This window comes from Bradyrhizobium sp. HKCCYLRH3059 (assembly GCF_051168035.1).
Taxonomy (GTDB): domain Bacteria; phylum Pseudomonadota; class Alphaproteobacteria; order Rhizobiales; family Xanthobacteraceae; genus Bradyrhizobium.
This window is the reverse complement of record NZ_JBNPUF010000003.1, coordinates 131,324-157,188: the sequence shown is the minus strand read 5'-3', so window position 1 is coordinate 157,188 and position 25,865 is coordinate 131,324. Positions and strand designations below refer to the sequence as shown.

25 protein-coding genes are annotated in these 25,865 nt (G+C 66.4%); 13 read left to right on the top strand and 12 right to left on the bottom strand.

Features of this window, described 5'->3' with window-relative positions; genetic code table 11:
* The first annotated feature begins 13 nt into the window (after positions 1 to 13).
* From napA to ppk2, 5 genes are all read left to right on the top strand, one after another.
* A complete protein-coding gene (napA, locus tag ACQR13_RS11495) occupies positions 14 to 2,518 on the top strand; it encodes a nitrate reductase catalytic subunit NapA (RefSeq protein ID WP_434862840.1) in 2,505 nt (834 codons plus the stop codon).
* A 5-nt stretch (positions 2,519 to 2,523) separates the two neighbouring features.
* Positions 2,524 to 2,994, top strand: a complete 471-nt coding sequence (locus ACQR13_RS11490; RefSeq protein WP_316203645.1) for a nitrate reductase cytochrome c-type subunit — start codon at positions 2,524 to 2,526, stop codon at positions 2,992 to 2,994.
* Complete coding sequence (locus ACQR13_RS11485) at positions 2,991 to 3,653, top strand: NapC/NirT family cytochrome c (protein WP_316203646.1); 663 nt, start codon at positions 2,991 to 2,993, stop codon at positions 3,651 to 3,653. Before ACQR13_RS11490 ends, ACQR13_RS11485 begins: the two co-directional genes overlap by 4 nt.
* 265 nt (positions 3,654 to 3,918) lie before the next feature.
* Complete coding sequence (locus tag ACQR13_RS11480; RefSeq protein ID WP_315733892.1) at positions 3,919 to 5,028, top strand: ATP-dependent DNA helicase; 1,110 nt, start codon at positions 3,919 to 3,921, stop codon at positions 5,026 to 5,028.
* A gap of 146 nt (positions 5,029 to 5,174) precedes the next feature.
* On the top strand, positions 5,175 to 6,305 hold the full coding sequence (gene ppk2 / locus ACQR13_RS11475; RefSeq protein WP_434862839.1) for a polyphosphate kinase 2: 1,131 nt from the start codon (positions 5,175 to 5,177) through the stop codon (positions 6,303 to 6,305).
* Positions 6,306 to 6,315: 10 nt separating this feature from the next.
* On the opposite strand, the gene ACQR13_RS11470 is transcribed toward ppk2, so the two are convergent.
* The gene (locus tag ACQR13_RS11470; protein WP_434844463.1) at positions 6,316 to 6,567 is read right to left on the bottom strand and encodes a hypothetical protein; all 252 of its coding nucleotides are present in this window, start codon (positions 6,565 to 6,567) and stop codon (positions 6,316 to 6,318) included.
* 177 nt (positions 6,568 to 6,744) lie between these two features.
* Positions 6,745 to 7,002, bottom strand: coding sequence for a hypothetical protein (locus tag ACQR13_RS11465; RefSeq protein WP_315750089.1), 258 nt, complete (start codon positions 7,000 to 7,002; stop codon positions 6,745 to 6,747).
* Positions 7,003 to 8,048: 1,046 nt separating this feature from the next.
* Here ACQR13_RS11465 and msrA point away from each other — a divergent pair.
* The 3 genes from msrA (at position 8,049) to ACQR13_RS11450 (ending at position 9,980) form a co-directional block, all read left to right on the top strand.
* Positions 8,049 to 8,762: a peptide-methionine (S)-S-oxide reductase MsrA gene (msrA, locus tag ACQR13_RS11460; RefSeq protein WP_315827654.1), complete on the top strand. Its 714-nt coding sequence runs from the start codon at positions 8,049 to 8,051 to the stop codon at positions 8,760 to 8,762.
* Between the two features lie 125 nt (positions 8,763 to 8,887).
* Entirely contained in the window at positions 8,888 to 9,298 is a 411-nt protein-coding gene (gene msrB / locus ACQR13_RS11455; protein WP_315750087.1) for a peptide-methionine (R)-S-oxide reductase MsrB, read from the top strand.
* Positions 9,299 to 9,695: 397 nt separating this feature from the next.
* The gene (locus ACQR13_RS11450; protein ID WP_315714146.1) at positions 9,696 to 9,980 is read left to right on the top strand and encodes a hypothetical protein; all 285 of its coding nucleotides are present in this window, start codon (positions 9,696 to 9,698) and stop codon (positions 9,978 to 9,980) included.
* A 99-nt stretch (positions 9,981 to 10,079) separates the two neighbouring features.
* Here the strand turns inward: ACQR13_RS11450 and ACQR13_RS11445 are convergent, their stop codons facing one another.
* Positions 10,080 to 10,613, bottom strand: coding sequence for a DUF4112 domain-containing protein (locus ACQR13_RS11445; protein WP_315750086.1), 534 nt, complete (start codon positions 10,611 to 10,613; stop codon positions 10,080 to 10,082).
* A gap of 75 nt (positions 10,614 to 10,688) precedes the next feature.
* Complete coding sequence (locus ACQR13_RS11440) at positions 10,689 to 11,648, bottom strand: helix-turn-helix transcriptional regulator (protein ID WP_315714144.1); 960 nt, start codon at positions 11,646 to 11,648, stop codon at positions 10,689 to 10,691.
* Positions 11,649 to 11,909: 261 nt separating this feature from the next.
* On the opposite strand from ACQR13_RS11440, the gene ACQR13_RS11435 reads away from it, so the two are divergent.
* Together ACQR13_RS11435 and ACQR13_RS11430 are read left to right on the top strand one after the other, a co-directional pair.
* On the top strand, positions 11,910 to 12,155 hold the full coding sequence (locus ACQR13_RS11435) for a hypothetical protein (RefSeq protein WP_315714143.1): 246 nt from the start codon (positions 11,910 to 11,912) through the stop codon (positions 12,153 to 12,155).
* Positions 12,156 to 12,187: 32 nt separating this feature from the next.
* Positions 12,188 to 12,436: a GCG_CRPN prefix-to-repeats domain-containing protein gene (locus ACQR13_RS11430; protein WP_315750084.1), complete on the top strand. Its 249-nt coding sequence runs from the start codon at positions 12,188 to 12,190 to the stop codon at positions 12,434 to 12,436.
* Between the two features lie 24 nt (positions 12,437 to 12,460).
* On the opposite strand, the gene ACQR13_RS11425 is transcribed toward ACQR13_RS11430, so the two are convergent.
* The 6 genes from ACQR13_RS11425 to ACQR13_RS11400 all read right to left on the bottom strand — a co-directional run bounded on the left by ACQR13_RS11425 (position 12,461) and on the right by ACQR13_RS11400 (position 19,446).
* Positions 12,461 to 12,898: a DUF5413 family protein gene (locus ACQR13_RS11425; protein WP_315750083.1), complete on the bottom strand. Its 438-nt coding sequence runs from the start codon at positions 12,896 to 12,898 to the stop codon at positions 12,461 to 12,463.
* A 54-nt stretch (positions 12,899 to 12,952) separates the two neighbouring features.
* Positions 12,953 to 14,602, bottom strand: a complete 1,650-nt coding sequence (locus tag ACQR13_RS11420; RefSeq protein ID WP_315750082.1) for a hypothetical protein — start codon at positions 14,600 to 14,602, stop codon at positions 12,953 to 12,955.
* A gap of 36 nt (positions 14,603 to 14,638) precedes the next feature.
* Entirely contained in the window at positions 14,639 to 15,931 is a 1,293-nt protein-coding gene (locus ACQR13_RS11415; RefSeq protein ID WP_315714139.1) for an adenylosuccinate synthase, read from the bottom strand.
* A gap of 347 nt (positions 15,932 to 16,278) precedes the next feature.
* Positions 16,279 to 16,962, bottom strand: coding sequence for an ABC transporter ATP-binding protein (locus ACQR13_RS11410; protein ID WP_315750081.1), 684 nt, complete (start codon positions 16,960 to 16,962; stop codon positions 16,279 to 16,281).
* Positions 16,955 to 18,181 carry an ABC transporter permease gene (locus tag ACQR13_RS11405; RefSeq protein WP_315750080.1) on the bottom strand — a complete coding sequence of 409 codons (1,227 nt, stop codon included), beginning with the start codon at positions 18,179 to 18,181 and terminating at the stop codon, positions 16,955 to 16,957. Before ACQR13_RS11405 ends, ACQR13_RS11410 begins: the two co-directional genes overlap by 8 nt.
* Entirely contained in the window at positions 18,178 to 19,446 is a 1,269-nt protein-coding gene (locus ACQR13_RS11400; RefSeq protein WP_316192040.1) for an efflux RND transporter periplasmic adaptor subunit, read from the bottom strand. Before ACQR13_RS11400 ends, ACQR13_RS11405 begins: the two co-directional genes overlap by 4 nt.
* Before the next feature lie 208 nt (positions 19,447 to 19,654).
* Between ACQR13_RS11400 and mgtA the strand changes: the two genes are divergently transcribed.
* Together mgtA and ACQR13_RS11390 are read left to right on the top strand one after the other, a co-directional pair.
* On the top strand, positions 19,655 to 22,213 hold the full coding sequence (mgtA, locus tag ACQR13_RS11395) for a magnesium-translocating P-type ATPase (RefSeq protein ID WP_434862838.1): 2,559 nt from the start codon (positions 19,655 to 19,657) through the stop codon (positions 22,211 to 22,213).
* A 143-nt stretch (positions 22,214 to 22,356) separates the two neighbouring features.
* Positions 22,357 to 23,286 (top strand): DMT family transporter, encoded by a 930-nt coding sequence (locus ACQR13_RS11390; RefSeq protein ID WP_315750078.1) that lies wholly within the window; start codon positions 22,357 to 22,359, stop codon positions 23,284 to 23,286.
* Between the two features lie 10 nt (positions 23,287 to 23,296).
* On the opposite strand, the gene ACQR13_RS11385 is transcribed toward ACQR13_RS11390, so the two are convergent.
* Positions 23,297 to 24,079, bottom strand: a complete 783-nt coding sequence (locus ACQR13_RS11385) for a sulfite exporter TauE/SafE family protein (protein WP_315714134.1) — start codon at positions 24,077 to 24,079, stop codon at positions 23,297 to 23,299.
* Positions 24,080 to 24,120: 41 nt separating this feature from the next.
* Positions 24,121 to 24,846, bottom strand: a complete 726-nt coding sequence (locus ACQR13_RS11380; RefSeq protein WP_434862837.1) for a TetR/AcrR family transcriptional regulator — start codon at positions 24,844 to 24,846, stop codon at positions 24,121 to 24,123.
* Positions 24,847 to 24,923: 77 nt separating this feature from the next.
* Here ACQR13_RS11380 and ACQR13_RS11375 point away from each other — a divergent pair, with 77 nt between their 5' ends.
* Positions 24,924 to 25,853 (top strand): DMT family transporter, encoded by a 930-nt coding sequence (locus tag ACQR13_RS11375; protein ID WP_315750076.1) that lies wholly within the window; start codon positions 24,924 to 24,926, stop codon positions 25,851 to 25,853.
* Positions 25,854 to 25,865 lie beyond the last annotated feature (12 nt).

The window sequence follows — 25,865 nt, the reverse complement described above, 5'->3', positions numbered from 1 at the left end:
ACACGAGACACCAATGACCGACATGAAGATCGATCGTCGCCAGATGCTGAAGCTGGAAGCCGCCGCGATTGCCGCGGCCGCCGCCGGCATGCCCGGCAGCTCGCTTGCGGCGAACCTCGTCACCGAGCGCGAAGCCAGCGAGCTGAAATGGGACAAGGCCGCCTGCCGCTTCTGCGGCACCGGCTGCAGCGTGATGGTCGCGACCAAGGACAACCGCGTCGTCGCCACCCACGGCGACATCAAGGCCGAGGTCAATCGCGGCCTCAACTGCGTCAAGGGCTACTTCCTCTCGAAGATCATGTACGGCCATGACCGCCTGACGCATCCGATGCTGCGCAAGACGAACGGCAAGTACGACAAGAACGGCGAGTTCACCCCCGTCTCCTGGGACGAAGCGTTCGACGTCATGGCCGCGAAGTACAAAGACGCGCTGAAGAAGCGCGGTCCCTCCGGCGTCGGCATGTTCGGCTCGGGACAGTGGACGATCTGGGAAGGCTACGCTGCGTCAAAGCTGTTCAAGGCCGGCTTCCGCTCCAACAACATCGATCCGAATGCGCGGCACTGCATGGCCTCGGCCGTCGCCGGCATGATGCGCACCTTCGGCATCGACGAGCCGGCCGGCTGCTACGACGACATCGAGGCCACCGATGCGTTCGTGCTGTGGGGCTCCAACATGGCGGAGATGCATCCGATCCTGTGGAGCCGCGTCACCGACCGGCGCCTGTCGGCGCCGCATGTCAAGGTCGCCGTGCTCTCGACCTTCGAGCACCGCTCGTTCGACCTCGCCGACATCGGCATGGTGTTCAAGCCGCAGACCGATCTCTATCTCCTCAACGCGATCGCCAACCACATCATCAAGACCGGCCGCGTCAACAAGGAGTTCGTCCAGGCGCATACGGTGTTCAAGAAGGGCCAGACCGACATCGGCTACGGCCTGCGCCCGGAGCATCCGCTGCAGAAGAAGGCCACCGGCGCAGCCAAGGCCAACGACGCCACCGACATCTCGTTCGACGAGTATGCCAAGTTCGTCTCCGACTATACGCTGGAGAAGGCCGCCGAGATGTCCGGCGTGCCGCTGAATCGGCTCGAGGCGCTGGCCGAGCTCTATGCCGATCCGAAGACCAAGGTGGTCTCGTTCTGGACCATGGGCTTCAACCAGCACACCCGCGGTGTCTGGTGCAACAACCTCGTCTACAACATCCATCTCCTGACCGGGAAGATCAGCGAGCCCGGCAACAGCCCGTTCTCGCTGACCGGCCAGCCCTCGGCCTGCGGCACCGCGCGCGAGGTCGGCACCTTCTCGCACCGCCTGCCCGCCGACATGGTGGTCACCAACAAGGAGCACCGCACCAAGGCCGAGCACATCTGGCAGTTGCCGGAAGGCACGATCCCCGACAAGCCGGGCTATCACGCCGTGCTGCAGAGCCGGATGCTGAAGGACGGCCTGCTGAACGCCTATTGGGTGCAGGTCAACAACAACCTCCAGGCCGGCCCCAACGCGAACGAAGAGACCTATCCGGGCTTCCGCAATCCGGACAATTTCATCGTCGTCTCCGACGCCTATCCGTCCGTCACCGCGCTCGCAGCCGATCTCATTTTGCCGACGGCCATGTGGGTGGAGAAGGAGGGCGCCTATGGCAATGCCGAGCGCCGCACCCAGTTCTGGCACCAACTCGTGTCGGCACCGGGCGAGGCACGCTCGGATCTCTGGCAGTTGATGGAGTTCTCCAAACGCTTCAAGATCGAGGAGGTCTGGCCTGAGGAGCTGATCGCCAAGAAGCCCGACGTGCGCGGCAAGACGCTGTTCGACGTGCTCTACAGGAACGGCCAGGTCGACAAGTTTCCGCTCGACCAGATCGAGCCGGGCTATGCCAACGACGAGTCCAAGGCGTTCGGTTTCTACGTCCACAAGGGCCTGTTCGAGGAGTACGCCGCGTTCGGCCGCGGCCATGGCCATGACCTGGCGCCGTTCGAGGCCTATCACCGGGAGCGCGGCCTGCGCTGGCCGGTGGTCGACGGCAAGGAGACGCGCTGGCGGTTTCGCGAGGGCTCTGATCCTTACGTCAAGGCCGGCACCGGCGTGCAGTTCTACGGCTTCCCCGACGGCAAGGCGCGCATCTTCGCTTTGCCCTACGAGCCGCCGGCCGAATCGCCCGACAAGGACTATCCGTTCTGGCTGTCGACGGGACGCGTGGTCGAGCATTGGCATTCCGGCACGATGACGCGCCGCGTGCCCGAGCTCTACAAGGCGTTCCCCGAAGCCGTCTGCTTCATGCATCCGGACGATGCCGAGGCCGCGAACTTGCGGCGCGGCGACGAGGTCAAGGTCGCCTCGCGCCGCGGCTTCATCCGCGCCCGCGTCGAGACCCGCGGCCGCGACAAGCCACCGCGCGGCCTCGTCTTCGTGCCGTGGTTCGACGAGTCGAAGCTGATCAACAAGGTGACGCTCGACGCCACCGATCCGATCTCGCTGCAGACCGACTACAAGAAGTGCGCCGTGCGCATCGAGCGGGTGTGACCATCATGATGAGAAAAATCGCTGTCATGCTGATCGCGGCCAGCGTTGCGGCCGGATCGAGCGCCCTGCTCGCCCAGAGCGTCTCGTCCTCGCTGCGCGGTCCTGCGCCGCTCAACGACGAGGGTCCTGCGCCGCCGATGCAGCCGATGAAGAACACCGCCGAGAAGGAGGTGCGCAACTATCCGGAGCAGCCACCGGTGATTCCGCATGCCATCGACGGCTATCAGGTCGACATGCAGGGCAACAAATGCCTGTCCTGCCACGCCCGGGCGCGCACGGCGGAGTCGAAGGCGCCGATGCTGTCGATCACCCATTTCATGGATCGCGACGGCCAGTTCCTGGCGTCGGTGTCGCCGCGGCGCTACTTCTGCACCCAGTGCCACGTGCCGCAGAGCGTCACCAATCCGCCTGTCAGCAACGACTTCGTCGACATCGACACGCTGCTGGCGCACGACAGGCCGGGTGGCAAGCGATGAGCAGCGCCGACATCCCGGAGGGCGCCAAAGCGCCCGTCCCCGAAAAGCGGCTCGGCCTTGCCGGCCGCGCCTGGCAGTTCATGCTCGACCTCATCGACGTCCTGCTGAAGCCGAGCTCCGTGTTCGGGCTCGGCGTGCTGGTGCTCGCCGGCTTCCTCGCCGGCGTCATCTTCTGGGGCGGCTTCAACACCGCGCTGGAGATCACCAACACCGAGAAGTTCTGCACCAGCTGTCACGAGATGCGCGACAACGTGTTCGCCGAGCTGAAGACGACCGTCCACTTCTCCAACCGCTCCGGCGTGCGCGCCAGCTGCCCGGACTGCCATGTGCCGCACAACTGGACCGACAAGATCGCGCGCAAGATGCAGGCCTCCAAGGAGGTCTGGGGCCATCTGTTCGGCTCGATCGACACCCGCGAGAAGTTCACCGACCGCAGGCTGGAACTGGCGTTGCACGAATGGGCGCGCTTCAAGGCGAACGACTCGCTCGAATGCCGCAACTGCCACAGCGCGCAGTCGATGGACATCACCAAGCAGTCGCCGCGGGCCGTCGAAGCCCACCAGCGCTTCCTCTTCACCGGCGAGAAGACCTGCATCGACTGCCACAAGGGCATCGCGCATCACCTGCCCGACATGCGCGGCGTCCCGGGCTGGCAGTAGGCTTCTTCTGGCGGGGAACGAGCGATCGCCGCAGGCACGCTGCGCCCCCTCCCCCGCTTGCGGGGGAGGGCTGGGGTGGGGGCGCCACACGGGCAGACCCGCCGGAGCGTTCCCCCACCCGCATCGCATCTTCCGATGCGATGCGACCTCCCCCGCAAGCGGGGGAGGCGTGGACCCATTCACATCGAGCGCTTGATCTCTCCCCGTCAGCCCTTAGGTTCACGGAATGTCCCCGAGTCGCCGCGCGGCTCCATTTCGTTGAGCCATGACCACCTTCTCCCCGCATCAGGATTCCGCCCTCAAGGCCGTCGGCGACTGGCTGAAAGCCAAGCCGGGCAAGAACGGCACGCCGCAGGTGTTCCGGCTGTTCGGCTATGCCGGAACCGGCAAGACCACGCTGGCCCGCCACATCGCCGAAGACGTCGACGGCGAGGTCAAGTTCGCGGCCTTCACCGGCAAGGCGGCGCTGGTGATGCGCAGCAAGGGCTGCGACAATGCCTCCACCATCCACTCGCTGATCTATCGCGCGCAGGAGAGCGGCGAGGAGCAGCCGAACTTCGAATTGTGGGACGACGCGCCGGCGTCCAAGGCCAAGCTGATCATCATCGACGAATGCTCGATGGTCGACGCCGATCTCGGCCGTGATCTCCTGTCCTTCGACTGCCCGTTGCTGGTGCTCGGCGATCCCGCGCAGCTGCCGCCGGTCAAGGGCGGCGGCTTCTTCACCGAGAGCGAGCCCGACGTGATGCTCACCGAGGTGCATCGCCAGGCCAAGGACGATCCGATCGTGCGGATGTCGATGGACGTGCGCGAAGGCAACACGCTCGACATCGGCCGCTACGGCGAGAGCGAGGTGGTGGAGCGCCGCGAGCTCGATCCGTCGCGCGTGATGGAGGCCGACCAGGTGCTGGTCGGCCGCAACGCCACCCGCCGCGCCTACAACAACCGCTTTCGACAGCGCCTCGACATCGAGGACGCCCTCCCCGTTGCCGGCGACAAGCTGGTCTGCCTGCGCAACAACCGCAAGAAGGGCCTGTTCAATGGCGGGCTATGGCGGGTGAAGTCGCGCGCGACCTCGAAATCCAAGATCGTGACGATGCGGGTCGCGCCCGACGAGGATCTCGGACGCAAGGTGACGAAAGTCTCGGTGCGCGGCGAATGCTTCGGCGGCGGCATCGAGGACATCCCGTGGGAGCAGCGCAAGCCTTACGACGAATTCGACTACGGCTACGTGCTGACCGTGCACAAGTCGCAGGGCTCGCAATGGGACGACGTGGTGCTGTTCGACGAGAGCTTTGCCTTCCAGGAGAGCCGCGCCCGCTGGCTCTACACCGGAATCACACGGGCCGCGAAGCGGCTGTCGATCGTGGTGTAACGCCGGCTTTACCGCGCGAGGCGATTTCCCTCGCCTCGCTGGTACCCACCTGCGGCCGGTTGATCCACGTCAACCTGACGCAGGGTCCTTGGCGGATAAAAATCGATTCACATCTCTGTTAGACCAACAGCAGGCAGCGGAATCGCATGGCAAAGTCCAAGACCACGAAAGCCAAGGCCTCCAATGGCCAACGCATGAAGCGCGCAGCCGCCACCGTGCACGCCCCGCGCCGGCAATCGGCTGCGGGGCTCGATCCGATCGCCCAGTCGCTGGTCGACGAACAGATGCAGGCTGCGCAGATCACCGGGCTATCGGCGTTCGAGACCGTGCTGAACGGACCGCCGGCACTCGACGCCGACAGCGCACCGATCAAGGCGATGCTGGACGGCGCAGCCCCCGACGATGCCAAGCTGATGAAAGCGCTGATCGAAGGCAAACAAGCCAAGCGCGACAGGCGCCACACCTCCGACGAGCTCGCCGACAATTGGCGCCAGGGCGGCTACCCCTACAAATACCGGATGTATCGCAAGGACTACGAGGAGCAGAAATTCATCCTGCAGACCGAACTGCTGAAGCTGCAAAACTGGATGAAGGATGCGCGGCAACGCCTGGTGCTGCTGTTCGAGGGCCGCGATGCCGCCGGCAAGGGCGGCACCATCAAGCGCTTCATGGAGCATCTCAATCCGCGCGGCGCCCGCGTCGTGGCGCTGGACAAGCCGAGCGACGTCGAGCGCGGCCAATGGTACTTCCAGCGCTATGTCGAGCACCTGCCGACCGCCGGCGAGATCGTGCTGTTCGACCGCTCCTGGTACAACCGCGCCGGCGTCGAGCGCGTGATGGGCTTCTGCTCGCAGGCCGAATATGACGAGTTCCTGCGCCAGGTGCCGGAGTTCGAACGCAACCTCGTACGCAGCGGCATGCACCTGATCAAGTTCTGGTTCTCGGTCAGCCGCGAGGAGCAGCGCCGCCGCTTCAAGGAGCGCGAGGCGCATCCGCTGAAGCAGTGGAAGCTGTCACCGATCGACACCGCCTCGCTCGACAAATGGGACGACTACACCCGCGCCAAGGAGGCGATGTTCTTCTCCACCGACACCGCCGACTGCCCGTGGACCGTGATCAAGTCCGACGACAAGAAGCGGGCGCGGCTGAACGCGATGCGCTGCGTGCTGCATTCCCTGCCCTATGCCGGCAAGGACGTCGCACGCATCGGCCAGGTCGACGATCTCATCGTCGGCCGCGCCAGCGTCATCCACGAGCGCGAGGAGCACGCCAACTGAGGCGACGCGCTCAGCGCCGATGACGCCGATGCGGCCCCACGCGATCGGCCGGCGGCATCGCTGCATTTGCATTCGGAAAGGCCGACGTGCCACGGCGGCCCAGCTCCGCCTGCGCCGCCGGCGTCAGCGCGCCGCCATTGAGCACGTCGCGTTCGGGATGCATGGCCGCATAGGCCGCCGGCTCGGAGAATTGGGCCGATGCCGCGGTGGCCGCCAGCGTCGACATCAGCAGAGCTGCCGCCAGGCTCCTGAATGCGATCATGATCGGTCTTCCCTGTTGCGCACCAGTTCACGCAGGCGATGATGTAGGCAGGCGAAAGCGGCATCCCAATCACGACCGCGCGAGCCGACGGCCGTTCGTGATCGCGCCATCGCTCAGACGTAGCGCGGCAGCCGCTGTCCGGGCAGCAGATCATAGGGGCGCCTTCCGGGCGACGCGTCATCGCCGCTGCGGCAGCCGATCATACGGGCGGAGATGAGCCGGCGGCGGAAACACGAGCACCGCGCCGGAGGCGCGCACCAGGCCCATTCGTCCCGCCGGCGTCAGTGCGCCGCCGTTGAGCACGTCGCGATCGGGATACATCGCCTGAAACGCCCCCGGCTCCTGCTCGCCGTAGAACCAACCCTGCGCCGATGCAGGCGCGGCAGTCGCCATCGACAGCAGCACGGCTGCCGCCTTCGATTTCCACATTGTCATGATTGTTCTCCAGGTTCTCAAGGGGCGGAGAGCGCGCACTCGATTGATCGATGCCCTGGTCAGGGCCCTGCCGGTCGAGGCGCGACCGCCTCTGTATTGACCATCGGATGGAGGAAATATTCGCGGCGTCCCGCCGCGCCGGCATCACGACCGCGACAATGGAATGACATCATGGTTCGAGGATCGGCGAAGCGTGATGGGATCGTGACCTGGCGGGTTGGACGTCGCGCGTCGCGCCGTCGACGATATCGACTATGGTGAATCTCGTAGCTGCCCACCCATGCATGAATCACTGCACCTTCCTCGCATGCGGCAGCGCCGTTCGGCCCGTCGGGCAAATCGGCCGGCGACGACAAAAGCTGTCAAGGTCTTCTGAAAAACATAAATCATTTCGCGCCGTGCCCAAATCAGGCTTATGATGCCTTCGTTTCGTTGCACGGCAGGGGACGTATCGCGATCGTCACGGACGTTGGCAGTGAAATGCGATGGATGCGGCATGTTGCAGCGGGCGAAGCGCCTGCGGACGAACGGCATGGCGCGGACGGCGAAAGCGTGTGGTCCTGGCCTCCCGACGCTGAGGCCAAGCTGGCGGTGATGATCCGCCGGCGACGGGGGCAAGACAGCCGGTCCCCGGGGAGAGCACGTATAAGCGTTAAAACCATCGCGCAGGGAGGGCCGGATCTGTCCGGCTGAACCTGTGGTACCTGCCGCCTGCATTTTTTCCGCAGGCGGGCCACGGGCCTCAGTCGAGGTCCGGCCTTCCCTGCGCCCTCCGCTTTCGGAGGGCCAATGAACCGGCATCCCTCGGGCAATTCGGGCCGCGAGAACAGATCACCATGCCTGGAACGCTCTCGCCACAACTCCCAGCGCCGTCCCGGCACCCATTGGGCGATAGCGCACGCCTCGCGCCACCCGCCTGTTCACGCAGTCGTGTCACGTCCCCCGTAACGCCGGCCGGGCACCGACGTATCTTGCAGCAGAGGCCGGACCGGGCCAGTGTTTCCGGCCGGCGAGACGAGACAAGCCCCCCTCACGAGGATCCGAAGATGCGCCTCACCCGCTCCCTTTTCGTCAAGACAGCCGTGCTCGGTGCGATGGCGGCCGGCATCCTGGCCTGGCAGCCGCTGCACGCCGCCGAGCAGGCCGTTGTGATCCCGCCGCCGGCCCAGGATCAGCCGGCCTCAGACGCGCTGGAAACCGCTGTCGTCGCCGGCGGCTGCTTCTGGGGCGTCCAGGGCGTCTACCAGCACACGGCCGGCGTGGTCAGCGCCGTGTCCGGCTATGCCGGCGGCACCAAGGCCACGGCCGACTACCGCACGGTCTCGAGCGGCACGACGGGCCACGCGGAATCGGTCCAGATCAAGTACGACCCGAAGAAGATCTCCTATGGCAAGATTCTGCAGATCTTCTTTTCGGTCGTGCACGATCCGACCCAGTTGAACCGACAGGGCCCGGACTCGGGACCGCAATATCGCTCGGCGATCTTCACCACCTCGGAGGCGCAGAGGAAGGTCGCGGAGGCCTATGTCGCCCAGCTCGACAAGGCCAAGGTGTTCGGCAAGCCGATCGTCACCAAGATCGGCAAGCTCGACGCGTTCTATCCGGCCGAGGCCTATCATCAGGACTACCTGACGCTGCACCCGAGCCAGCCCTATATTGCCTATAACGACCTGCCGAAGATCGAGAATCTGAAGAAGATCTTCGCGGAGAACTATGTCGAGAAGCCGACGCTGGTCGGCGAGGCCAAGGCAATGAACTAAGGCAACGAACTGAGGCGACGAACTAACTGGGTAACGAACTGAGGCGACGACCTGCGGCCGCGACCGAGGCCGATCAGCGCAATGACAGGGAGCGGACCAGTTCGGTCCGCCCGGAGGACAACGGGATGAGCGACACCAAGACGAGCGACAAGGTCATCAAGAGCGAGGCGGAATGGCGCGAGGAGCTGACGCCGATGCAGTACGCCGTGCTGCGCGAGAAGGCGACCGAGCGCCCGTTCTCGGGCGAATACGAGCATGAGCATCGCGCCGGGACCTATGTGTGCGCCGGCTGCGGCCAGACCCTGTTCGAGTCCGACGCCAAATTCGACTCCGGCTGCGGCTGGCCGAGCTTCACCCAGCCGGCGACGGAGAGCCACATCGACGAGGAGACCGACCATACCCACGGCATGGTCCGCACCGAGGTGCTGTGCTCGAAATGCTCCGGCCATCTCGGCCATGTCTTTCCCGACGGCCCGGGGCCGACCGGCCTGCGCTATTGCATCAACTCGGCGGCCCTGAAGCTGAAGCCGCGCTGACGTTTCCATCGGCCTCGGTTCCGTCACGGACGGTAATCGGGGCCGCTGGGCTGGCGGCCGGCGCGGCGCCGGGGGCCAAAACCGGCCACCAGGGGCGAGATTTTAGCCGTGCAGATCGGGCTCTCCTGCATTCACAAGTTGTGGATCGATTAAGCCGTTGAAAAAATAGGATATTTCAGTAGGCCCCGAACCAGGCCGGATTTACGATGTGAGCGTGCAGGATTCGCATTTCTGCCAAATCGGCCTATATTAGAGACCGTAACTGACTATGCAGGGCCGGGCCGCCTGGAGCGGCAAATCCCGCCCTCCACCCCCGCAATCGCTGGCGTCATTGCCAAGCTGAATGTTTTGAAAGCTCGCGTCAGCGCTTCCAGCCGACAAGAAGAGGTCTCAGACCATGCGTCCACTGCGTCCGTTCAACTTCAACACCTCTGCCGAACTGTTTCCCGCCGCCATCCGCAAGAAGAAGCGGGCGGGCTTCGCCTACCGGCGGTTCGGCACCGCGGCTGAAGCCGTGCGCTTCGCCATGGAGGAGTTGCCTGCGGATTCGCTGAATGGCGCCTACCTGCAGGTCGAGGAAGCCCGCTTCGACCAGAACGGCATCCGCACCTTGTATGAGAGCGAGGCGTTTCCGTTGCCGCGCCGGGGGGTCGACAAGGCGCAGGACGCCGATGCGGCCTGACGGCTGCCAGACCAGTCTTCAACACCCTGCCCCGCCTCGCGCGGGGCAGTTTTTTTATGGGGGTCGGTTTGCGAGGTTTTGGCCCGGTCTCGCAGCGCCTCAACGCGACTGGGTATCCAGCCACCGCCGCAGGATCTTGGCGTTGCGCATGTTGGCGCGGAACAGCACGTCGAAGGCGTCGCCCGCGACGGGGACCATGCCGATCACCCCCTCGACCGCGACATTGCCCAGCATCCGCGTAATGACGTGCCAGGGCGCGCCCAGCGCACGGGCCTCGCGCACCAGCCACAGCGACAGCGCGGTCGCGATGAGGTCGCCGACCACCGGGATCAGGCCGATGATGCCGTCGATGCCATAGCGGATGTTGGTGCCGGGCAGGACGAAGGCGACGTCGAGCAGCTTCGCCACGGCCTCCAGCCGCGCGATGCGCTGCTCACGGGTCAGATTGCCGAAGGGATTGGCGGTGTTGAAATCGAAGCGCACACCGTCCGGACCGACGAAGGCGCCGTTGAACGAGGACCGGAAGGAGCCCTGCGGGATCTCACGTCCGTCCTGGTCGATGATCGGTCCGCGCGCCTCATTGGCGTCGAAGTGCGCCTGCGAGGCGCGTCCGCGGCGGGGCGAGGGAGCCATGTGGTCTTGCATACCCATGAGATGGCAACGCGCGGGGCTCGGCACAAGTTGCGTCGAACCGTCGCCTTGTCTCGCCTAGCGGCCCCGGGCGCCGGTCGGCGTCAGCCCGAAGCGGCGCCGGAAGCAGCGGTTGAAATAGGACAGGTCGTTGAAGCCGCAGGCAAACGCGATGTCGCTGATGCGGCGTCCGCCGCCGGCCAGCAGGTCCATGGCCTTGCGCAGGCGCAGCTCGTTCAGCCGGGCCGAGAAGCCGGCGCCGGCCTCATGCAGCAGGTCATTGACGTAGCGCTCGGACAGCCCGGCCGCGACGGCGAGCTTCTGCGCCGAAAAATCCGGCTCGGTGAAGCGGCTGTTCAGAATGGTCAGCAGCCCCGCCAGGCGAACGCTGCGCAGGCCGCCGCGGCCGGCCTTGCGCATCGCGTCGCCGCGCACACCGAGCCCGAGCGCCACCAGATCGAGCAGATGCTGCGCGATCGCCGGGCCGGCCTCGTCGGCCGCGGCGGGATGGGCGAGCAGCAGCTCGCTGTAATCCATCGCCAGCGACAGCGCGCCGCCCGGCGCCAATTCGCGTCCGACCAGATCATCGACACCGGAGACCATCGAGCGCAGCGTCATCATCGGCAGATGCACGTTGACGAAGCGCTTGTGGCTGGCGCCGTCGGCGCTGAAGAAAGGCTCATCGAGCTTGAGCAGCACCATTGCGCCGGGGCGCAGAACGAACTCGCGTCCGCGATGGACGACCATCGCCTCGCGGCTGCCGGCGTTGCGCGCCAGGCAATAGCGGTCGTCATTGGTCGCGAGCACTTGGCGCCGTTCGCGCCTGACACGGGTGAAGGTGCCGTCGCAGCGCCCGAGCAAGGTGGTCCCGATGTGGATCGCGTTCATTGCGGCGCGAAACGGCACGTCCTCGGCCGGATCGAGCTCGCCCGTGTTGGAGAAGTGCTCGAACAATTCCGCAAAGCACAAGAAGCGCTGCCTGTCGTCGAGCCCTTTCGGCAGCATGTCGGTCGACAGCATTTTCCTGACGATGGTCATCGAAATCGGACCCGAGGCAAAGGAATTTCCAAGGCAAGGCGATCAATGTGGCAGCGGCGGGATGAACGGCCGCTGAAGTCGGCAGAGCTCATCAAGACGGGATCGGGAGCGCCGATCAGTCCAAGTCGCGCGACCGTTCATGCCGATGAGTCCAAGACAGCGGCAACGGGTTCAACTAGCGATGCCGATGGACGCACGCGGACATGCGTTGCGGCCTGCCCCCTTCAAGTCGAACAGCCATGAGTACGAGGAGAGATTGAAATGACCATGTCTTCCGCGGCCCGCAAGCTCTGCCTCGGCGCCGCCCTCGCGGGTTGCATCGGGATCGGCTACGCGCTCGGCGCGCAGCCGCACATGACCGCGACTATCACCATGCTGCAATCGGCGCGGGCCGAGCTGGCTCAGGCGACACCGAACAAGGGCGGCCATCGCGAGCGCGCGCTGGGGCTGATCGATCAGGCCATCACCGAGGTGCGTGCCGGCATCGCCTTCGCTGCCGGCGGCTGACCCTTTCGCAAATCACACCAGGGAGACCATCGATGCGAACCATCCTCACCAGCGCGCTCCTGTTGGGAGTTCTCACCGTCGGCGCATCTGCGATGCAGCTGGCGCCGATCGACGCCGGATCCAAGCCTGAGGTGATCCAGGTCGCCGGCGGCTGCGGCCCGGGCTGGCACCGCGGTCCCTATGGCGGATGCCTGCGCAACTACGCCAATCCGGCGGCGCACGCCTGCCCGCGCGGCTTTCACATCGGCCCCGGCGGCCGCTGCCGCGGCAACGGCAGGTAGGGCTGATCGGCTCGTGCGATCGGCTTACGCAGTCGGCGGCTCAGTAGCGACCGCCGGCTGCGGCTCCTCAACGAATCTGTGCACCAGCCACGATGACACCGTCGCCGGGATGAAGCCGACCAGCCCGTACAGGATCCACTGCACGATGCCGTATTCGGAGCCATGCGAGGCGTAGTTGAAGGCCGCGAGCAGGAAGGCGATGCCGCCCACCAGCAGCATCCGCAACGTCGGCCCGATGCGCCTGACGTGGAACAGGATGTCGTCGATCGCGCACATCATCAGCGCCGGCAAGAAGCCGAACAGGTAGCTGTATTGCAGCGAGGTGACGAAGACCTTGAACAGCTTGGCCACTTCGCCCGGATTGGTGTTGGTCCAATAACCGGACATGTAGGTCGTGACCAGGAGCAGCGCGAAGCCGCCCAGCGCCGGGCCTACGGCAACGAAGATGAGATATCGCTTCATGCCCAATCTCCTGCCTCGGCGATTCGCCGAACGCGCGAGGCGCGTGCGGCCTGCTCAGTCACCCCACAGCGCGAAGGCGTCGTTGAACGCGCGCTCGCCCGGCGCGCCCTTCTCGATCGCGATGATGGCCCGGCGCTGATTGGTGTAGACCAAGGGAACGTCGAACCAGGAGCGCTCCTTCAGGAGCTGCACGTTGCGGGTCCGGTCGGCGTCGACGTTGGACAGGCCGACCAGGAAGAAGCCGTCGGTGACCTTCACCGCAAGGCCCGCCAGCGGCGTTCCGCGCGACTGTTCGTTGGACTTCATCAGGATGCCCGGCACGTTGCCGACGCCGCCGCCCGAGAAGTCCTGCGGCAGGATGAAGGTGAGCTCGGCGGTGTGGCTCGCCGGCAGCGACGTGTCGGTGTTGCGGCGGAACGACATCGTCATCTTGAACTTGCGATCGGGAATCTCGATGTCGGCGCGCACCGCGATATCGGCCTTCTGCGTGCCCGTCGCCTTGATCTGCTCGGTACGCCAGACCACCGAGCCGATGTACTGCTTGCCCTTCGGATCGGCGGGATCCTCGTCATACAGCACGACGCGCTGTGCGACCGGCGCGATCTGGTCCGAGGACGGCGACTGGCCGACGCGGTCGGTGATCTTCGGCTTGCTCAGCGGCGCGCCGGTGTCCTTGGGCGCCTCGACCGTCGAGGAAGATTTGAACAGGCCGTTGACCACCCCGACCAGCGGCCGGCCCCACAGAATTCCGGCGCCGATCAGGATCAGCACGATCCCGGCGGCGATGGCGGCCTTGAACGGAAAGGTCGAGCCGCTGCGCTCCGGCTTCTTCTTGCCCTCGCGATCCGGAGCGGCGCCACGCTGGCGGGTCGAGGTGGCCGGCAGCGCGTAGCGCTCGGCCTCCTGGACCGACTCGTCATAGGAGTACGGCGCCTCGGGCAGCGGCGGCCGGTCATCGTCGTCGCCCTCGAGCCGATCGAGATCGGTGGCCGGAACGTTGGCGTAGGTCTTGCGCGCCGCGCGGTTGGCCTGCGCGGTGGCCTTGCCGAGATCGTCGACATCAGCGGTGATGTCGCGGAAGCCGCGCATGGCGGGCGGCGTTGCCGGATTGCCGTTGTCCTGAGCACCGCGGCGGGCGGCAGCCGGACGTTCGCGCGCGGGAGGCGCCGCCCCATCTTGTGGAGGCGTTTGAGGCGGCTGGGGCCGCGGTGGCACAGCTGGTGCGCCAGCGGCAGCCGGCGGCGCTTCCGGTCGCGGATTGCGCGCCGGACGCAGCTCGGCCGTCTCGGCGCCGAGCGGCGGCCGCTCGGCCCGGGCAGCAGCCGGGCCCGCCGGTCGTGGCCGGGGGGCGGCAGTGACGGCCTGGTCTGGAGTCGGAGTGGGCTGAGCCGAGGGGGGTGCCGGAGCATCCGAATTGCGCGCACCGGCCCGCCGGAGCGCATCGCCTGGGCGGGCAGCGCCACTGGACGCCCGCTGCGCCTCGCGGGCACGCTGGGCTGCTTCCGCCTCGACCTTGCGAACGGCCTCCTCGAGCGACAGCCGCTCGCGCGTGATCTCGGACTCGCTGAGCGGCGGCTGGACGCTGCGCAACTGTGCGATCAACGCCGCCCGCGCCCGCTCGTAAAGCGCACGCCGGCTTTCCCCGGGAGCGTTGGGGTCCAATCCGGCAATGGCACGGGCTATCAGCGGGTAGTAGTCGGCCATATCAACTCAATTCGCGCGCTCAGCTGTCGGGTCCCGTCACGCCTCGAAGGGATTCTGGACCAGAATAGTATCCTCGCGTTCGGGGCTGGTGGAAAGCAGCGCGATCGGGCAACCCACCAGTTCCTCGATGCGCCGGACGTATTTGATGGCCTGTGCCGGCAGATCGGCCCAGGAGCGCGCGTTCGCCGTCGGCTGTTTCCAGCCTTCGATCGTCTCGTAGATCGGTTCGACCCTGGACTGCGCGCCCTCACCTGCCGGGAAATGATCGATCTCCTTGCCGTCCAGTCTGTAGCCGGTGCAGACATCGATGGTGTCGAAACCATCGAGAATGTCCAGCTTGGTCAGCGCAAGACCGTTAATGCCGCAGGTCCGGACCGCCTGACGGACCAGGACCGCATCGAACCAGCCGCAACGACGCGGCCGGCCGGTATTCGTTCCGAATTCGCGGCCACGCTCGCCGATCTTGCGGCCGGTCTCGTTGTCCTGCTCGGTCGGAAACGGCCCTTGCCCGACCCGGGTCGTGTAGGCCTTGCACAGGCCGAGCACATAGCCGATCGCGCCCGGCCCGAGGCCGGCGCCGGTGGCCGCCTGCGCCGCCACCGTGTTGGACGAGGTCACGTAGGGATAGGTGCCGTGGTCGACGTCGAGCAGCGCACCCTGCGCGCCCTCGAACAGCATGCGCTTGCCTTCGCGGCGCTTGATGTCGAGCAGCCGCCAGACCGTCTCCGCATAGGGCAGCAGCTTCGGCGCGAAGGCGGTCAGCTCGCGCAGGATCTGCTGGCCGTCGATCGGTTCGAGGCCGAGGCCGCGGCGGAGCGCATTATGGTGCGCGAGCAGGCGGTCGATCTTGTGCGGCAGCGTATCGAGATCGGCGAGGTCCATCAGCCGGATCGCGCGCCGGCCGACCTTGTCCTCATAGGCCGGGCCGATGCCGCGGCGGGTGGTGCCGATCGCGGTCGCCGCGCTCGCGGATTCCCGCAGCGCGTCGAGTTCACGGTGCAGCGGCAGGATCAGCGTGACGTTCTCGGCAACGCGCAGATTGTCCGGGCTGATGGCGACGCCCTGCGACTGGAGCTTGCCGACCTCGTCCAGGAAGGCCTGCGGATCGAACACGACGCCATTGCCGATCACCGACAGCTTGCCGGTGCGCAGCACGCCCGACGGCAGCAGCGCCAGCTTGTACGTCGCGCCGTTGATGACAAGCGTATGACCGGCGTTGTGGCCGCCCTGGAAGCGAACGACGATGTCGGCCTGCTCCGACAGCCAGTCGACGATCTTGCCCTTCCCCTCGTCACCCCATTGGGCGCCGACGACGACGACGTTAGCCATTCGCAGCTCTTTCCTCTGCCAAGATCCAAAACAGCACGATCGGTTCGGACGAAATCGCTTCCGATGAGGGGCCAGCCTGGCCAACCATGCGCCCAGCCCAAATCGCGGCCAGGACCGCTCGCTTGCGAGGCGACCCACCGGATAAAGGAAGCCGCCGGGCTAGGCAAGCGAGAACGGGCCTTCGGAGCACACAAGAGCGCCACCAAGCCTTTGATAAGCCCCAAAATTTCAAGCCGCCCCGGCTGCGGATCGGGCGACCCGGCCGTGCGCTTCTGGCGGCGCATCGACCCGGGCAGTTCCATTGAGCCCCCGAACGGCGGCGAATCTACGATCGAAGCGGCCCGCCCTCAGCTCTGGATGCGGCCGTCGACAACCTCGATGATGCGATCGCAGCGCCGGGCCAGATCAAGGTTGTGGGTGACGAGCAGGAAGCTCGTGCCGACCTCCCGATTGACGTCGCGCATCAGGCCAAAGACCGCCTCGGCAGACTTGGTGTCGAGGTTGCCGGTCGGCTCGTCCGCCAGGACCAGATCGGGGTTCATCGCCAGCGCCCGCGCCACCGCGACCCGCTGCTGCTGGCCGCCCGACATGTTGCTCGCGAGATGGTCGGCGAATTTCGCCAACCCAACCTGGTCGAGCAGCTTCGACGCCTGCGCCTCGATCTCGGGGCCCGGGAAGCCGCGATCGACCAGCAGCGGCATCATCACGTTCTCCTTGGCCGTGAAGGCAGAGATCAGGAGATGAGACTGAAAGATGAATCCGATGGTATGGCCGCGCAGATGGGTGAGCTCGGTATCACTGAGCGACGCAGTATCCTGGCCCTTGATCGCCAACCGGCCGGAGGTCGGCCGGTCCAAGAGACCGACGATGTTCAGCAGAGTGCTCTTGCCGGAGCCGGACGGACCGATCAGCGCGACGAACTCGCCGCGGTCGACCTCGATGTCGATGTCGTGCAGCACCTCGGTCTCGGTCGGCAGCCCGACATTGTAGGCCTTGCAGACCTTCTCCAGTCGCAGCAGGACCTCAGCCACGGATCGCCACCACCGGATCGAGCTTGGCCGCGCGCAGCGCCGGCGCGGTCGCGGCGAGCAGGCCCGTCACCGTCGCGAGCAGGGCCGTGATGAGAAACAATCGGCGTTCGAGGATCAATGGAAACAACTCCGAGCCATCGGCCTGGCGCTGCACCGCATGCCAATAGATCAGCGCACCCGCGCCCATGGCCGCGCCGAACAGCGAGCCGACGAAGCCGAGCAGCCCGCCCTGCAGCAGGAACACGCGCAAGATCTGTCCGCGCGAGGTGCCCATCGCACGCAGGATCCCGATCTCCTTGGAGCGCTGGATCACCGAGACGATCAGCACGGCCGCGATGCCGAACGCGACCGAGAGCGCGACGAAGACGCGGATCAGCGTGTTGGATGTCGCCTGCGCGCGCACCGCCGTGAAGAACTGCGCGTTGGTCTTGATCCAACTGTCGGCCTTGACGCGATTGGCGGCCTGGATGCGCTGCGCAATGTCCTCAGCGGCATAGATGTCCCGTACGGTGATGTCGATCGTGGTGACGCCGCCGACCATGCCGAGCAGCGACTGCGCCGTGCGCAGCGCGACATAGGCGGAGCGCTGATTGGCGCCCTTGCTGCCGAGGTCGACGAGGCCAGTCACGATCAGCACCCGGTTGGCGCCGGATGCGGCCTGAACATTGAGCTTGTCGCCGACGATCGCGCCGAGATCCCTGGCGAGCTCGGTACCGATGATGATGTCCTCGCTGGTCAGCCGCGGCTCGCCGGCGACGATGTAGTCCGGCACGCGCACGATTGTGAAGTAGCTCTCCGGCTCGATGCCGGACAGCGTCACGGCGCGGCTGGCGTCGCCGCGAATGGCGAGGGCGGAGCCGGAGATGGTCGGCGATACCGCCGAGATCTCCGGCATCGCCAGCATCTGATTGCGGATCTTCGGCCATTGATCGATCGAGATCACGCGCTGGCTCGGACGCTGCACGATGGCATCCTCGATCACGCCATTGTCGTTGCGCAGGGGACGCGCAACCTGATCCGGCGTCAGCAGTTGGATCTGCGGCTGCGAGGTCAGCACCCGCTTGATGAAATTGGCCTCGAGGCCGGCGAGCATCGCCGACATGAACACGATGACGCCGACGCCGATCGCGATGCCGCCGATGATGAACAAGGTCTGCAGCCGGCCCTCGCGCAGGAAACGCACCGCCGCGATCCACTCGAAGGGCAGCCAGCGGTTCACGGCAGCACCGGGCGGAAGCGCTGGCCGGTCAGGATGCCGGAACTCTGGGGCACGGCGATGTCACCGGCGTTCAGGCCGTCGACGATCTCGACATGGCTGTTGCCGCGGATGCCGACGCGCACCGGCTGCTTGGCGGCGCGGCCGTCCTTCACCCCGAGCACCCAGGGCTGTCCCGAGGTGATATCGTGAACCGAGCGCACCGGCAGCTCCAGCGTATCCTTGCGGGAGGCGACCTCGATGTCGACAGACACCGTCATGTCCTGGCGCAGATAGTCGGGCGGGTCCTTGACGATCAGCTTGACCTGGACGGACGCGCGGGAAATATCGATGCCGGGATTGATGTAGCTGACCACAGCGGGGAAGCGCCTGTCGGGGTAGGCATCGGCCGACGCGAGCGCCGTCTGGCCGAGCGCCAGCTTGCCGAGATTGCGCTCGTCGATCTGCAGGACGAGCTGGAGATCGCCGGCAGGCGCCAGGACGAGCAGCGTCTTGCCGGGCTGCGCCACGGTGCCGCGCTCGACACTGCGCGTGATCAGCACGCCGTCGCGCGGCGCCGAGATCGTCGCATAGCCGAGACGCGACTGCGCCGTGTCGAGATTGGCGCGCGCCTGGTTCAGCTGCGTCTCGGCCATGACGTAGTCGCTGCCGCCGGGGCTCGCCGTGAAGACCTGGAATTCGGCGGCACGCTTCTGGGCCAGCGCAACGTCGAGCGTCTTCTGGGCCTCGTCGAGCGCCGCGCGCGTGGCATAGCCGTTGCCGGTCAGCTGCGACGTCCGGTCATAGGTCTGCTGAGCATTGAGCAAGGTCGCCTGCACCTGGCGCAAGGCCTCCTTCGCCGACGGCAAGGTCAGCTCGGCGAGCTGGCGCATCCGCGCCTCGGCCTGCGCCACCTGCCCTTGTGCCTGCACCACCGCAGCCTTCAGCTCGCGCGACTCCAGCGAGATCAGCGGCTGGCCCTTGGTGACGTGCTGGCCTTCCAGCACCAGCACGTCCTCGACGGTGCCGGTGATCTGGCTGCCGATCTCGACGCGGAACGGCGTCTCGACGTGACCGCTGGCAACGACGGTCTCGACGAGGTTGCCGCGCCGGACCTGATCGACCACGATGGCAGGCCCAAGCATGACCCGGACGCTTTGCCAGCCGCCAAGGCCGAGCAGCACGATGATGGCGAGAGCAAACCAGCGATGCGCCCAGACCGCCGCTAGGACGGTCGGACCAACGGCGGCTTTCGTAGGGGAAGGGAGAGCTGCGGCATGATCGGCCATGGTCGTCAACACAAACTCGTCAATGCGGATGATGCCCAGTGACGCGCCATCCATTCCTTGAGTGCGGCCGTCAGCCCGCGGCGCATTGCACACAAAGCTAGGGGATCGCGACAGCAGGATGTTGCGCTAGGTCAACCGGCGGACGATCGTTCATGCAAATCAGGCATGATGACCATTACCAATCATCCACGAACATGAACGGACGCATGTGAGCACTGATACGACCCCCGGCCTACACCGGTTCTGGCGCCTGTCGCCTGCGCAGGCAGGCGCAGCGCTGGGCTGCGACCTGGACGGCCTCGGCAGAGCCGACGCCGAGCAGCGGCTGCAACGCTACGGCCGGAATGCCGACTCCCCATCGCATGTCGTGGGGCCGATGCGCGCCGTGCTCCGCCGCCTGCTCGAGCCGCTATCGCTGATCCTGCTGGTGGCCGGCATCATCTCGATGGTGACGGGCGACGTGATCGGCGGCGCCATCATCGTCCTCATCCTCACGCTGTCGATCGGACTCGATACGGTTCAGGAGGGGCATGCCGTCAAGGCGGCCGAGGAGCTCCGCCGCTCCGTGGCCCTGAAGGCCGAGGTCAAGCGGGACGGCGCCTATCGCGAGATCGACGTCGACGCCGTCGTTCCCGGAGACATCCTGCGCGTCCGCGCGGGCGACATCGTTCCTGCCGATGCGCTGATCATCGAAAGCAAGGCCTTCACTGCCGGCGAGGCGGCGCTGACGGGAGAGCCCTATCCCGTGACGAAACAGGCCGGTATTCCCAGCGATGAGAATGACACGTCGAATGCGCTGTTTCGTGGCTCCGTGGCTCAGACCGGAGAGGCCGTCGCGCTCGTCGTCAACACCGGGCCGAACACGATGTTCGGCGCTGCCGCCTCGGCGCTGGCCGAAGCGCAGGCCCGCACGCCGTTCGAGCGCGACCTGCACGAGTTCGGCCTCGTCATCGCGCGGCTGACGCTGGCGCTGGTCGTGATCGTGCTCGCGGTGCGCGTCGTGTTCGGCCGTGATGTGCTCGACTCGCTGTTGTTCTCGGTGGCGCTGGCCGTCGGACTGACGCCCGAGCTGCTGCCGATGATCACCACCGTGACCCTGTCGCGCGGCGCGCTTCGCATGGCCAACCGCAAGGTGATCGTGAAGCGGCTCGCGGCGATCCATGATCTCGGCGCGATGTCGGTGCTGTGCACCGACAAGACGGGAACATTGACCTCAGCAGAGATCACGCTCGCCCGAAGCATCGCGCCCGACGGCAGCGACGACCCGCGAGCCGCGGAGCTCGGCGCGATCGCTGCCGCGCTCGGCGGCGATCGGGGCTCGCTCGACACCGCGCTCATCGCCGGCGCGGACCGTGCGGCAGCAGGATGGACCCTGGGCGGACAGCAGACCTTCGACTTCTCGCGCCGGCTCGGCTCGGTGCTGGCGATCCGCGGGGCAGATCAGATCCTGATCGTGAAGGGCGCGCCAGAGGCGGTGATCGAGCTCTGCACGCAGCAACGGCAGGGCAGCGCGACTACGCCGATCGACGCCGGCGGCCGCAACGAGATGTGCGCGCGCGTTCACGCGCTGGCGCGCGAGGGCCTGCGCACGGTCGCAATCGCGTCACGGCCCTGGACCGGCGCGCCGCGCGAGATCGAGACCGATGACGAGCAGGAACTGATCTTCGAGGGTCTGTGCGCGTTCGCCGATCCGCCCAAGCCGACCGCAGCCGCGGCCATCGCACAGCTTGCGCGCGCCGGCATCGCGCTGAAGATCCTTTCCGGCGACGATCCGGTCGTGGTCAAGCGACTGGCCGGGCTGGTCGGACTGAGGGCGGATCGCGTGCTGTCCGGCAGCGACATCGCCGAACTCAGCGATGACGCGCTCGCGGTGCAGGTGCGCTCGGCCGACGCGTTTGGCCGGCTCGCCCCCGATCAGAAATCGCGCATCGTCAAGGCGCTGCAGGCCTCGGGCCACGTCGTCGGCTTCCTGGGTGACGGCATCAACGACGCGCCGGCGCTGAAGGTGGCCGACATCGGCCTGTCGGTCGACGGCGCCACCGCCGTGGCGCAATCCGCCGCCGACATCATCCTGCTCGCCTCCGATCTCGAGGTTGTCGCCGACGGTGTGGAGGAAGGGCGGCGCACCTTCGCCAACATCCTGAAATACGTGCGAATGGGCGCGAGCTCGAATTTCGGCAACATGCTGTCCATGGCGGTCGCTTCGATCATACTGCCCTTCCTGCCGATGCTGCCGACGCAGATCCTGCTCAACAACCTGCTCTATGATCTCTCCGAACTCGGCATCCCGTTCGATCGTGTGAGTCCGCAGGCCACCGCGCGGCCGCAGCGCTGGGACATGAAGCGGCTGCTGCGCTTTGCCGCGATCATGGGCCCGCTGTCGTCGCTGTTCGATTTTCTCACTTTCGGCGCCCTGCTCTATTTGTTCCATGCGACGCCCGACGAGTTCCGGACCGCCTGGTTCCTCGAATCGATGGCGACCCAGATCCTCGTCATCTTCATCATCCGGACCAACGGACGGCCATGGAGCAACCGCGCCGATCCGATGCTGACTGCGTCGTCACTGACCGCGCTCGCCGTCGCGCTCGTCGTGCCCTTCACCCCGGCCGGCGCCTGGTTCGGCTTCGTGGTGCCGCCGATCGCCGTGCTGGCCACCATCGCGGCTCTCGTTATCGCCTATCTGGTCTGCGCCGAAGGTCTCAAATCGGTCGCCGTACAGTCCACGACCTTGCGAACTCACCGGCGGCATCACCACCGCGGTTCATGACCAGCGCCGCTGCATAGTCGCGATGCATCTGCCCTCTTGATAGGCAGCTGCAATTGGTGTCTGTCGACGAGGCCGGGGAGGACCAGCGGCCGGGATGACCGGGCCGGATGCCGCGGCGCACGAACCGGGGCCAACACCGCCGCATGTCTGCCGCCGATCCCACCGCGTCCGCCGCGCCCGCGCGCGCCTGGATCGCCAACCAACCCTATGTGCTGCTCAGCATCACCGCGCTGTGCTGGGCCGGCAACGCGATCGTCGGCCGGCTGGCTGCCGGGCACATTCCGCCTGTCACCCTGTCGTTCCTGCGTTGGTCGCTGGCGTTCCTGATCATTCTGCCGCTGGCCTGGAAGCAGCTTCGCCAGGACTGGCCGGCGATCCGCTCCAAGCTCGGCGTCATGATCGCGCTGTCGGTGACCGGCATCGGCGCCTTCAACACGCTGCAGTACTGGTCGCTCGAATACACCCAGGCGCTCAACACGCTGCTGCTGCAATCCGGCGGTCCGCTGATCGTGGCGCTCTGGTCGATGCTGCTGCTGCGCGTGCACCTCACTTTGGCGCAGGCGATCGGCATCGTGCTGTCGATGATCGGCGTGCTGCTGATCCTCACGCGCGGCCATCCGGCGGCGCTCGCCGACATCAGCTTCAACAAGGGCGACCTGATCTTCCTGGTCGCGATGGCGGTGTTCGGCTTCTACTCGGTGCTGACGATCAAGCGACCGCAGATCCATGGCCTGTCGATGGTCGCCTTCACCTTCGGCTGCGGAGCCGCGAGCCTGATTCCGCTGTTGATCTGGGAGCTCAACACGCGCCCGGTGATGGCGCTCGACACCCAGAACCTGCTGTCACTGCTCTACGTCGCGATCTTTCCCTCGACCATCGCCTATCTGTGCTTCAACCGCGGCGTTCTTCTGATCGGTGCCAACCGCGCAGCGCCGTTCTTCCACGTGGTGCCGGTGTTCGGCTCGATCATGGCGTTCGTCTTCCTCGGCGAGCGGCCGCAGATCTTCCACGTGATCGGCTTCGCCCTGGTGCTGAGCGGCGTCTACGCGGCCTCGCGCAAGCAGGCGACATGAGGCGAACGGTTCATCCGAGCGCCTTGAGCGTCATGCAGACGGCCATCAGCGACACGAAGCCCACCAGCAGGACGCGCAACCGTTCCGGCGGAACGCGGTTCGCGAGACGCGCGCCGACATCGGTGCCGACCGCGAGGCCGACGATCACCGCGACGAGCGTGGGCCAGGCCGGCATGGCGCCGTGCCGCCAGTAGATCCAGGCGGATGGAAGCGTCGTGGGCACCAGCGTCAGCGCCAGGCTGATCATCTGGGCGCGGTGCTGTGCCATGCCCAGCACCGCGCTCAAGCCAACCACCGTGGCGAGCCCGCCGCCGATCCCAAGAAAGCCTGAGGACACGCCGGCCGCGCAGCCAACTGCAAGGAGCGCTGCTCGATGTGGATCCGGCGCGGCGCCGGTTGCTTCGGCGGACTCCTTCGCCCGTCGCCTGCGCAGCAGCAGAGCATCGAGCAAGAATAGGTAGATCACATAGGCCCATTGCAGGACCGCCGCCGTCGTCCAGTTCGCGATCAGTGCGCCGACGATGCCGCCGACCAGGAATCCCAGGCCGAGCCAGAGCAACACCGCAGCCGTCACCCGATTGCCGCTATCCCAATAGCGCCTGATGCCGGCCGCGCTGGTCGGCGGGATCTGCGCGACCAGCGAGAGCCCTTGCGCGGTGTGCTGCTCGGCGCCGAGCAGCATGACCGCGAACACGACGAGCCCACCACCGGGAGTGACGCCGAGCAGCCCCGAAGTGAAGCCGCCGACCAGCCCGGTGCCGAGACCGGCAATGAGATCAGGAACGCTCGTCATCGAGACCCGCCCGGTACGGTTGGAGAGGCAGTCGCTTCAGGTCATCGCCGCGCCGTGAGTCCCGTCAGCAGCGTCTCGAATGCGGCCATCGCTTCGGATGACGAGAACGGCTCGCCCCACAATCGCTGCAGCACGAACCCCTGGAACATCGCGACGATCGTGCGGGCCATGCTGCGTGGATGAACGGAGCGGTCGATGACGCCGAGCCGCTGGCCCCGCTGCAGCAGCTCGGTGATCAAGACGGCCGGCTTGCGCACACCGTCCGTCACCTGCGCGCGGATATCATCGTCCCGCAGCGCCTCGGCCCAGAGCTGCAGCGCGATGCGCCGGTGGCGCAGGCCCTCTTCCTTTTGCATGTCTGCCAACGAGGCGCGCGCAATGGCGCGCAACGCTTCCAACGGATCAGAAATCTCACGCGCCGTGGCCAACAGGGCGGCATCACGGGCATGGCGATGCTCGCCGATCGCCTGAATGAGCTCTTCCTTGCTGGCGAAATGGCCGTAGATGCAGCCCGCGCTCAAACCAGATTGCGCAATGACATCGGCGATCGTGGTCTGATGGAATCCCTGCCGGGCAAAGCAGGCCTCGGCGGCCTGCAGGATCTCGTCCCGGCGCGCGGCCATCGTCTCGGGCTTGAGTTTCGGCATGTGCAGCTCCTGCCGAGCCGTTGCAGGGTTGCGGCTGTCGGCTCGATGGCGTTCCCGTCTGCGACGAGCATACAAAACGAATATTCGTTTTGTAAAGGAGGCCCATTGGTATTTCGACATGGCGGCCTTCCGCCCGGCGCTCTTGTCCCGCCCGCCATTTCGGGCACAAGCTCCGGTCAACAAGAGAAGCCGATTCCTTGCCCACCGCATCGCATCCGACCTCGCCGCTGGCCTGGCTCAACAACCAGCCCTATCTGCTTCTGACGCTGGCCTCGCTGTTCTGGGCCGGCAACATCGTGCTGGCGCGCTATGTCGCCGGGCACGTGCCGCCGCTGACCCTGTCCTGCATCCGCTGGATCGGAACTTTCCTGATGCTGTGGCCGTTCGCGCGGACGCATCTCGTACGCGACTGGCGTACCTTGCTGGCCAGCTGGCCGCTGCTGCTGGTGCTGGCGCTGACCGGCTTCGCCATCAACAATGCGCTGTCCTACTGGGCGATGCAGTACACCCAGGCGCTCAACGGGCTGCTGATCCAATCCTCGGCCCCCCTGTTCGTAGCGCTATGGTCGCTCGTGCTGTTCGGGGTCAGGCTGACGGCGGCGCAGTTCGCCGGCATCGCGATATCCTTGACCGGCGTGCTGGTCATTTTGCTGCGCGGAGACCTCGGCGCATTGGCCGCCATTCAGTTCAACCGCGGTGACTTGATGTTCGCCGGGGCGCTGCTGGTGTTCGGGATCTACTCGGCGGTCATGACGCGGCGGCCGGCCGTGCACCAGCTGTCGCTGATCTCGTGCTGCACGGCCTTGGGCGCCCTGCTGCTGCTGCCGCTGGCCGCGTGGGAATACGCGTCCGGCTTCGTGCTGCAGCTCGATCTGCTATCGCTCCTGACCCTCGGCTACGTCGTGGTGTTCGCCTCGACGCTCGCCTATCTGTTCTTCAATCGCGGCATCGGCCTGATCGGGCCGAACCGCGCCGCGCCGTTTCTACATCTGGTGCCGCTGTTCGGCTCGGTGCTGGCGATCCTGCTGCTCGGCGAGGAGCTGAAGCCGTTTCATCTGATCGGCTACGCGCTGGTCATCGCCGGCGTGATCATCGCCTCCCGCACCGGCCGCACCAAGGTCGCGTGAGCGCCTGCAAGC

Coding starts and splice junctions, on each gene's coding strand:
- napA (WP_434862840.1), top strand. CDS start 14: ATGACCGACATGAAGATCGATCGTCGCCAGATGCTGAAGCTGGAAGCC.
- ACQR13_RS11490 (WP_316203645.1), top strand. CDS start 2,524: ATGATGAGAAAAATCGCTGTCATGCTGATCGCGGCCAGCGTTGCGGCC.
- ACQR13_RS11485 (WP_316203646.1), top strand. CDS start 2,991: ATGAGCAGCGCCGACATCCCGGAGGGCGCCAAAGCGCCCGTCCCCGAA.
- ACQR13_RS11480 (WP_315733892.1), top strand. CDS start 3,919: ATGACCACCTTCTCCCCGCATCAGGATTCCGCCCTCAAGGCCGTCGGC.
- ppk2 (WP_434862839.1), top strand. CDS start 5,175: ATGGCAAAGTCCAAGACCACGAAAGCCAAGGCCTCCAATGGCCAACGC.
- ACQR13_RS11470 (WP_434844463.1), bottom strand. CDS start 6,567: ATGATCGCATTCAGGAGCCTGGCGGCAGCTCTGCTGATGTCGACGCTG.
- ACQR13_RS11465 (WP_315750089.1), bottom strand. CDS start 7,002: ATGACAATGTGGAAATCGAAGGCGGCAGCCGTGCTGCTGTCGATGGCG.
- msrA (WP_315827654.1), top strand. CDS start 8,049: ATGCGCCTCACCCGCTCCCTTTTCGTCAAGACAGCCGTGCTCGGTGCG.
- msrB (WP_315750087.1), top strand. CDS start 8,888: ATGAGCGACACCAAGACGAGCGACAAGGTCATCAAGAGCGAGGCGGAA.
- ACQR13_RS11450 (WP_315714146.1), top strand. CDS start 9,696: ATGCGTCCACTGCGTCCGTTCAACTTCAACACCTCTGCCGAACTGTTT.
- ACQR13_RS11445 (WP_315750086.1), bottom strand. CDS start 10,613: ATGGCTCCCTCGCCCCGCCGCGGACGCGCCTCGCAGGCGCACTTCGAC.
- ACQR13_RS11440 (WP_315714144.1), bottom strand. CDS start 11,648: ATGACCATCGTCAGGAAAATGCTGTCGACCGACATGCTGCCGAAAGGG.
- ACQR13_RS11435 (WP_315714143.1), top strand. CDS start 11,910: ATGACCATGTCTTCCGCGGCCCGCAAGCTCTGCCTCGGCGCCGCCCTC.
- ACQR13_RS11430 (WP_315750084.1), top strand. CDS start 12,188: ATGCGAACCATCCTCACCAGCGCGCTCCTGTTGGGAGTTCTCACCGTC.
- ACQR13_RS11425 (WP_315750083.1), bottom strand. CDS start 12,898: ATGAAGCGATATCTCATCTTCGTTGCCGTAGGCCCGGCGCTGGGCGGC.
- ACQR13_RS11420 (WP_315750082.1), bottom strand. CDS start 14,602: ATGGCCGACTACTACCCGCTGATAGCCCGTGCCATTGCCGGATTGGAC.
- ACQR13_RS11415 (WP_315714139.1), bottom strand. CDS start 15,931: ATGGCTAACGTCGTCGTCGTCGGCGCCCAATGGGGTGACGAGGGGAAG.
- ACQR13_RS11400 (WP_316192040.1), bottom strand. CDS start 19,446: ATGGCCGATCATGCCGCAGCTCTCCCTTCCCCTACGAAAGCCGCCGTT.
- ACQR13_RS11390 (WP_315750078.1), top strand. CDS start 22,357: ATGTCTGCCGCCGATCCCACCGCGTCCGCCGCGCCCGCGCGCGCCTGG.
- ACQR13_RS11385 (WP_315714134.1), bottom strand. CDS start 24,079: ATGACGAGCGTTCCTGATCTCATTGCCGGTCTCGGCACCGGGCTGGTC.
- ACQR13_RS11380 (WP_434862837.1), bottom strand. CDS start 24,846: ATGTCGAAATACCAATGGGCCTCCTTTACAAAACGAATATTCGTTTTG.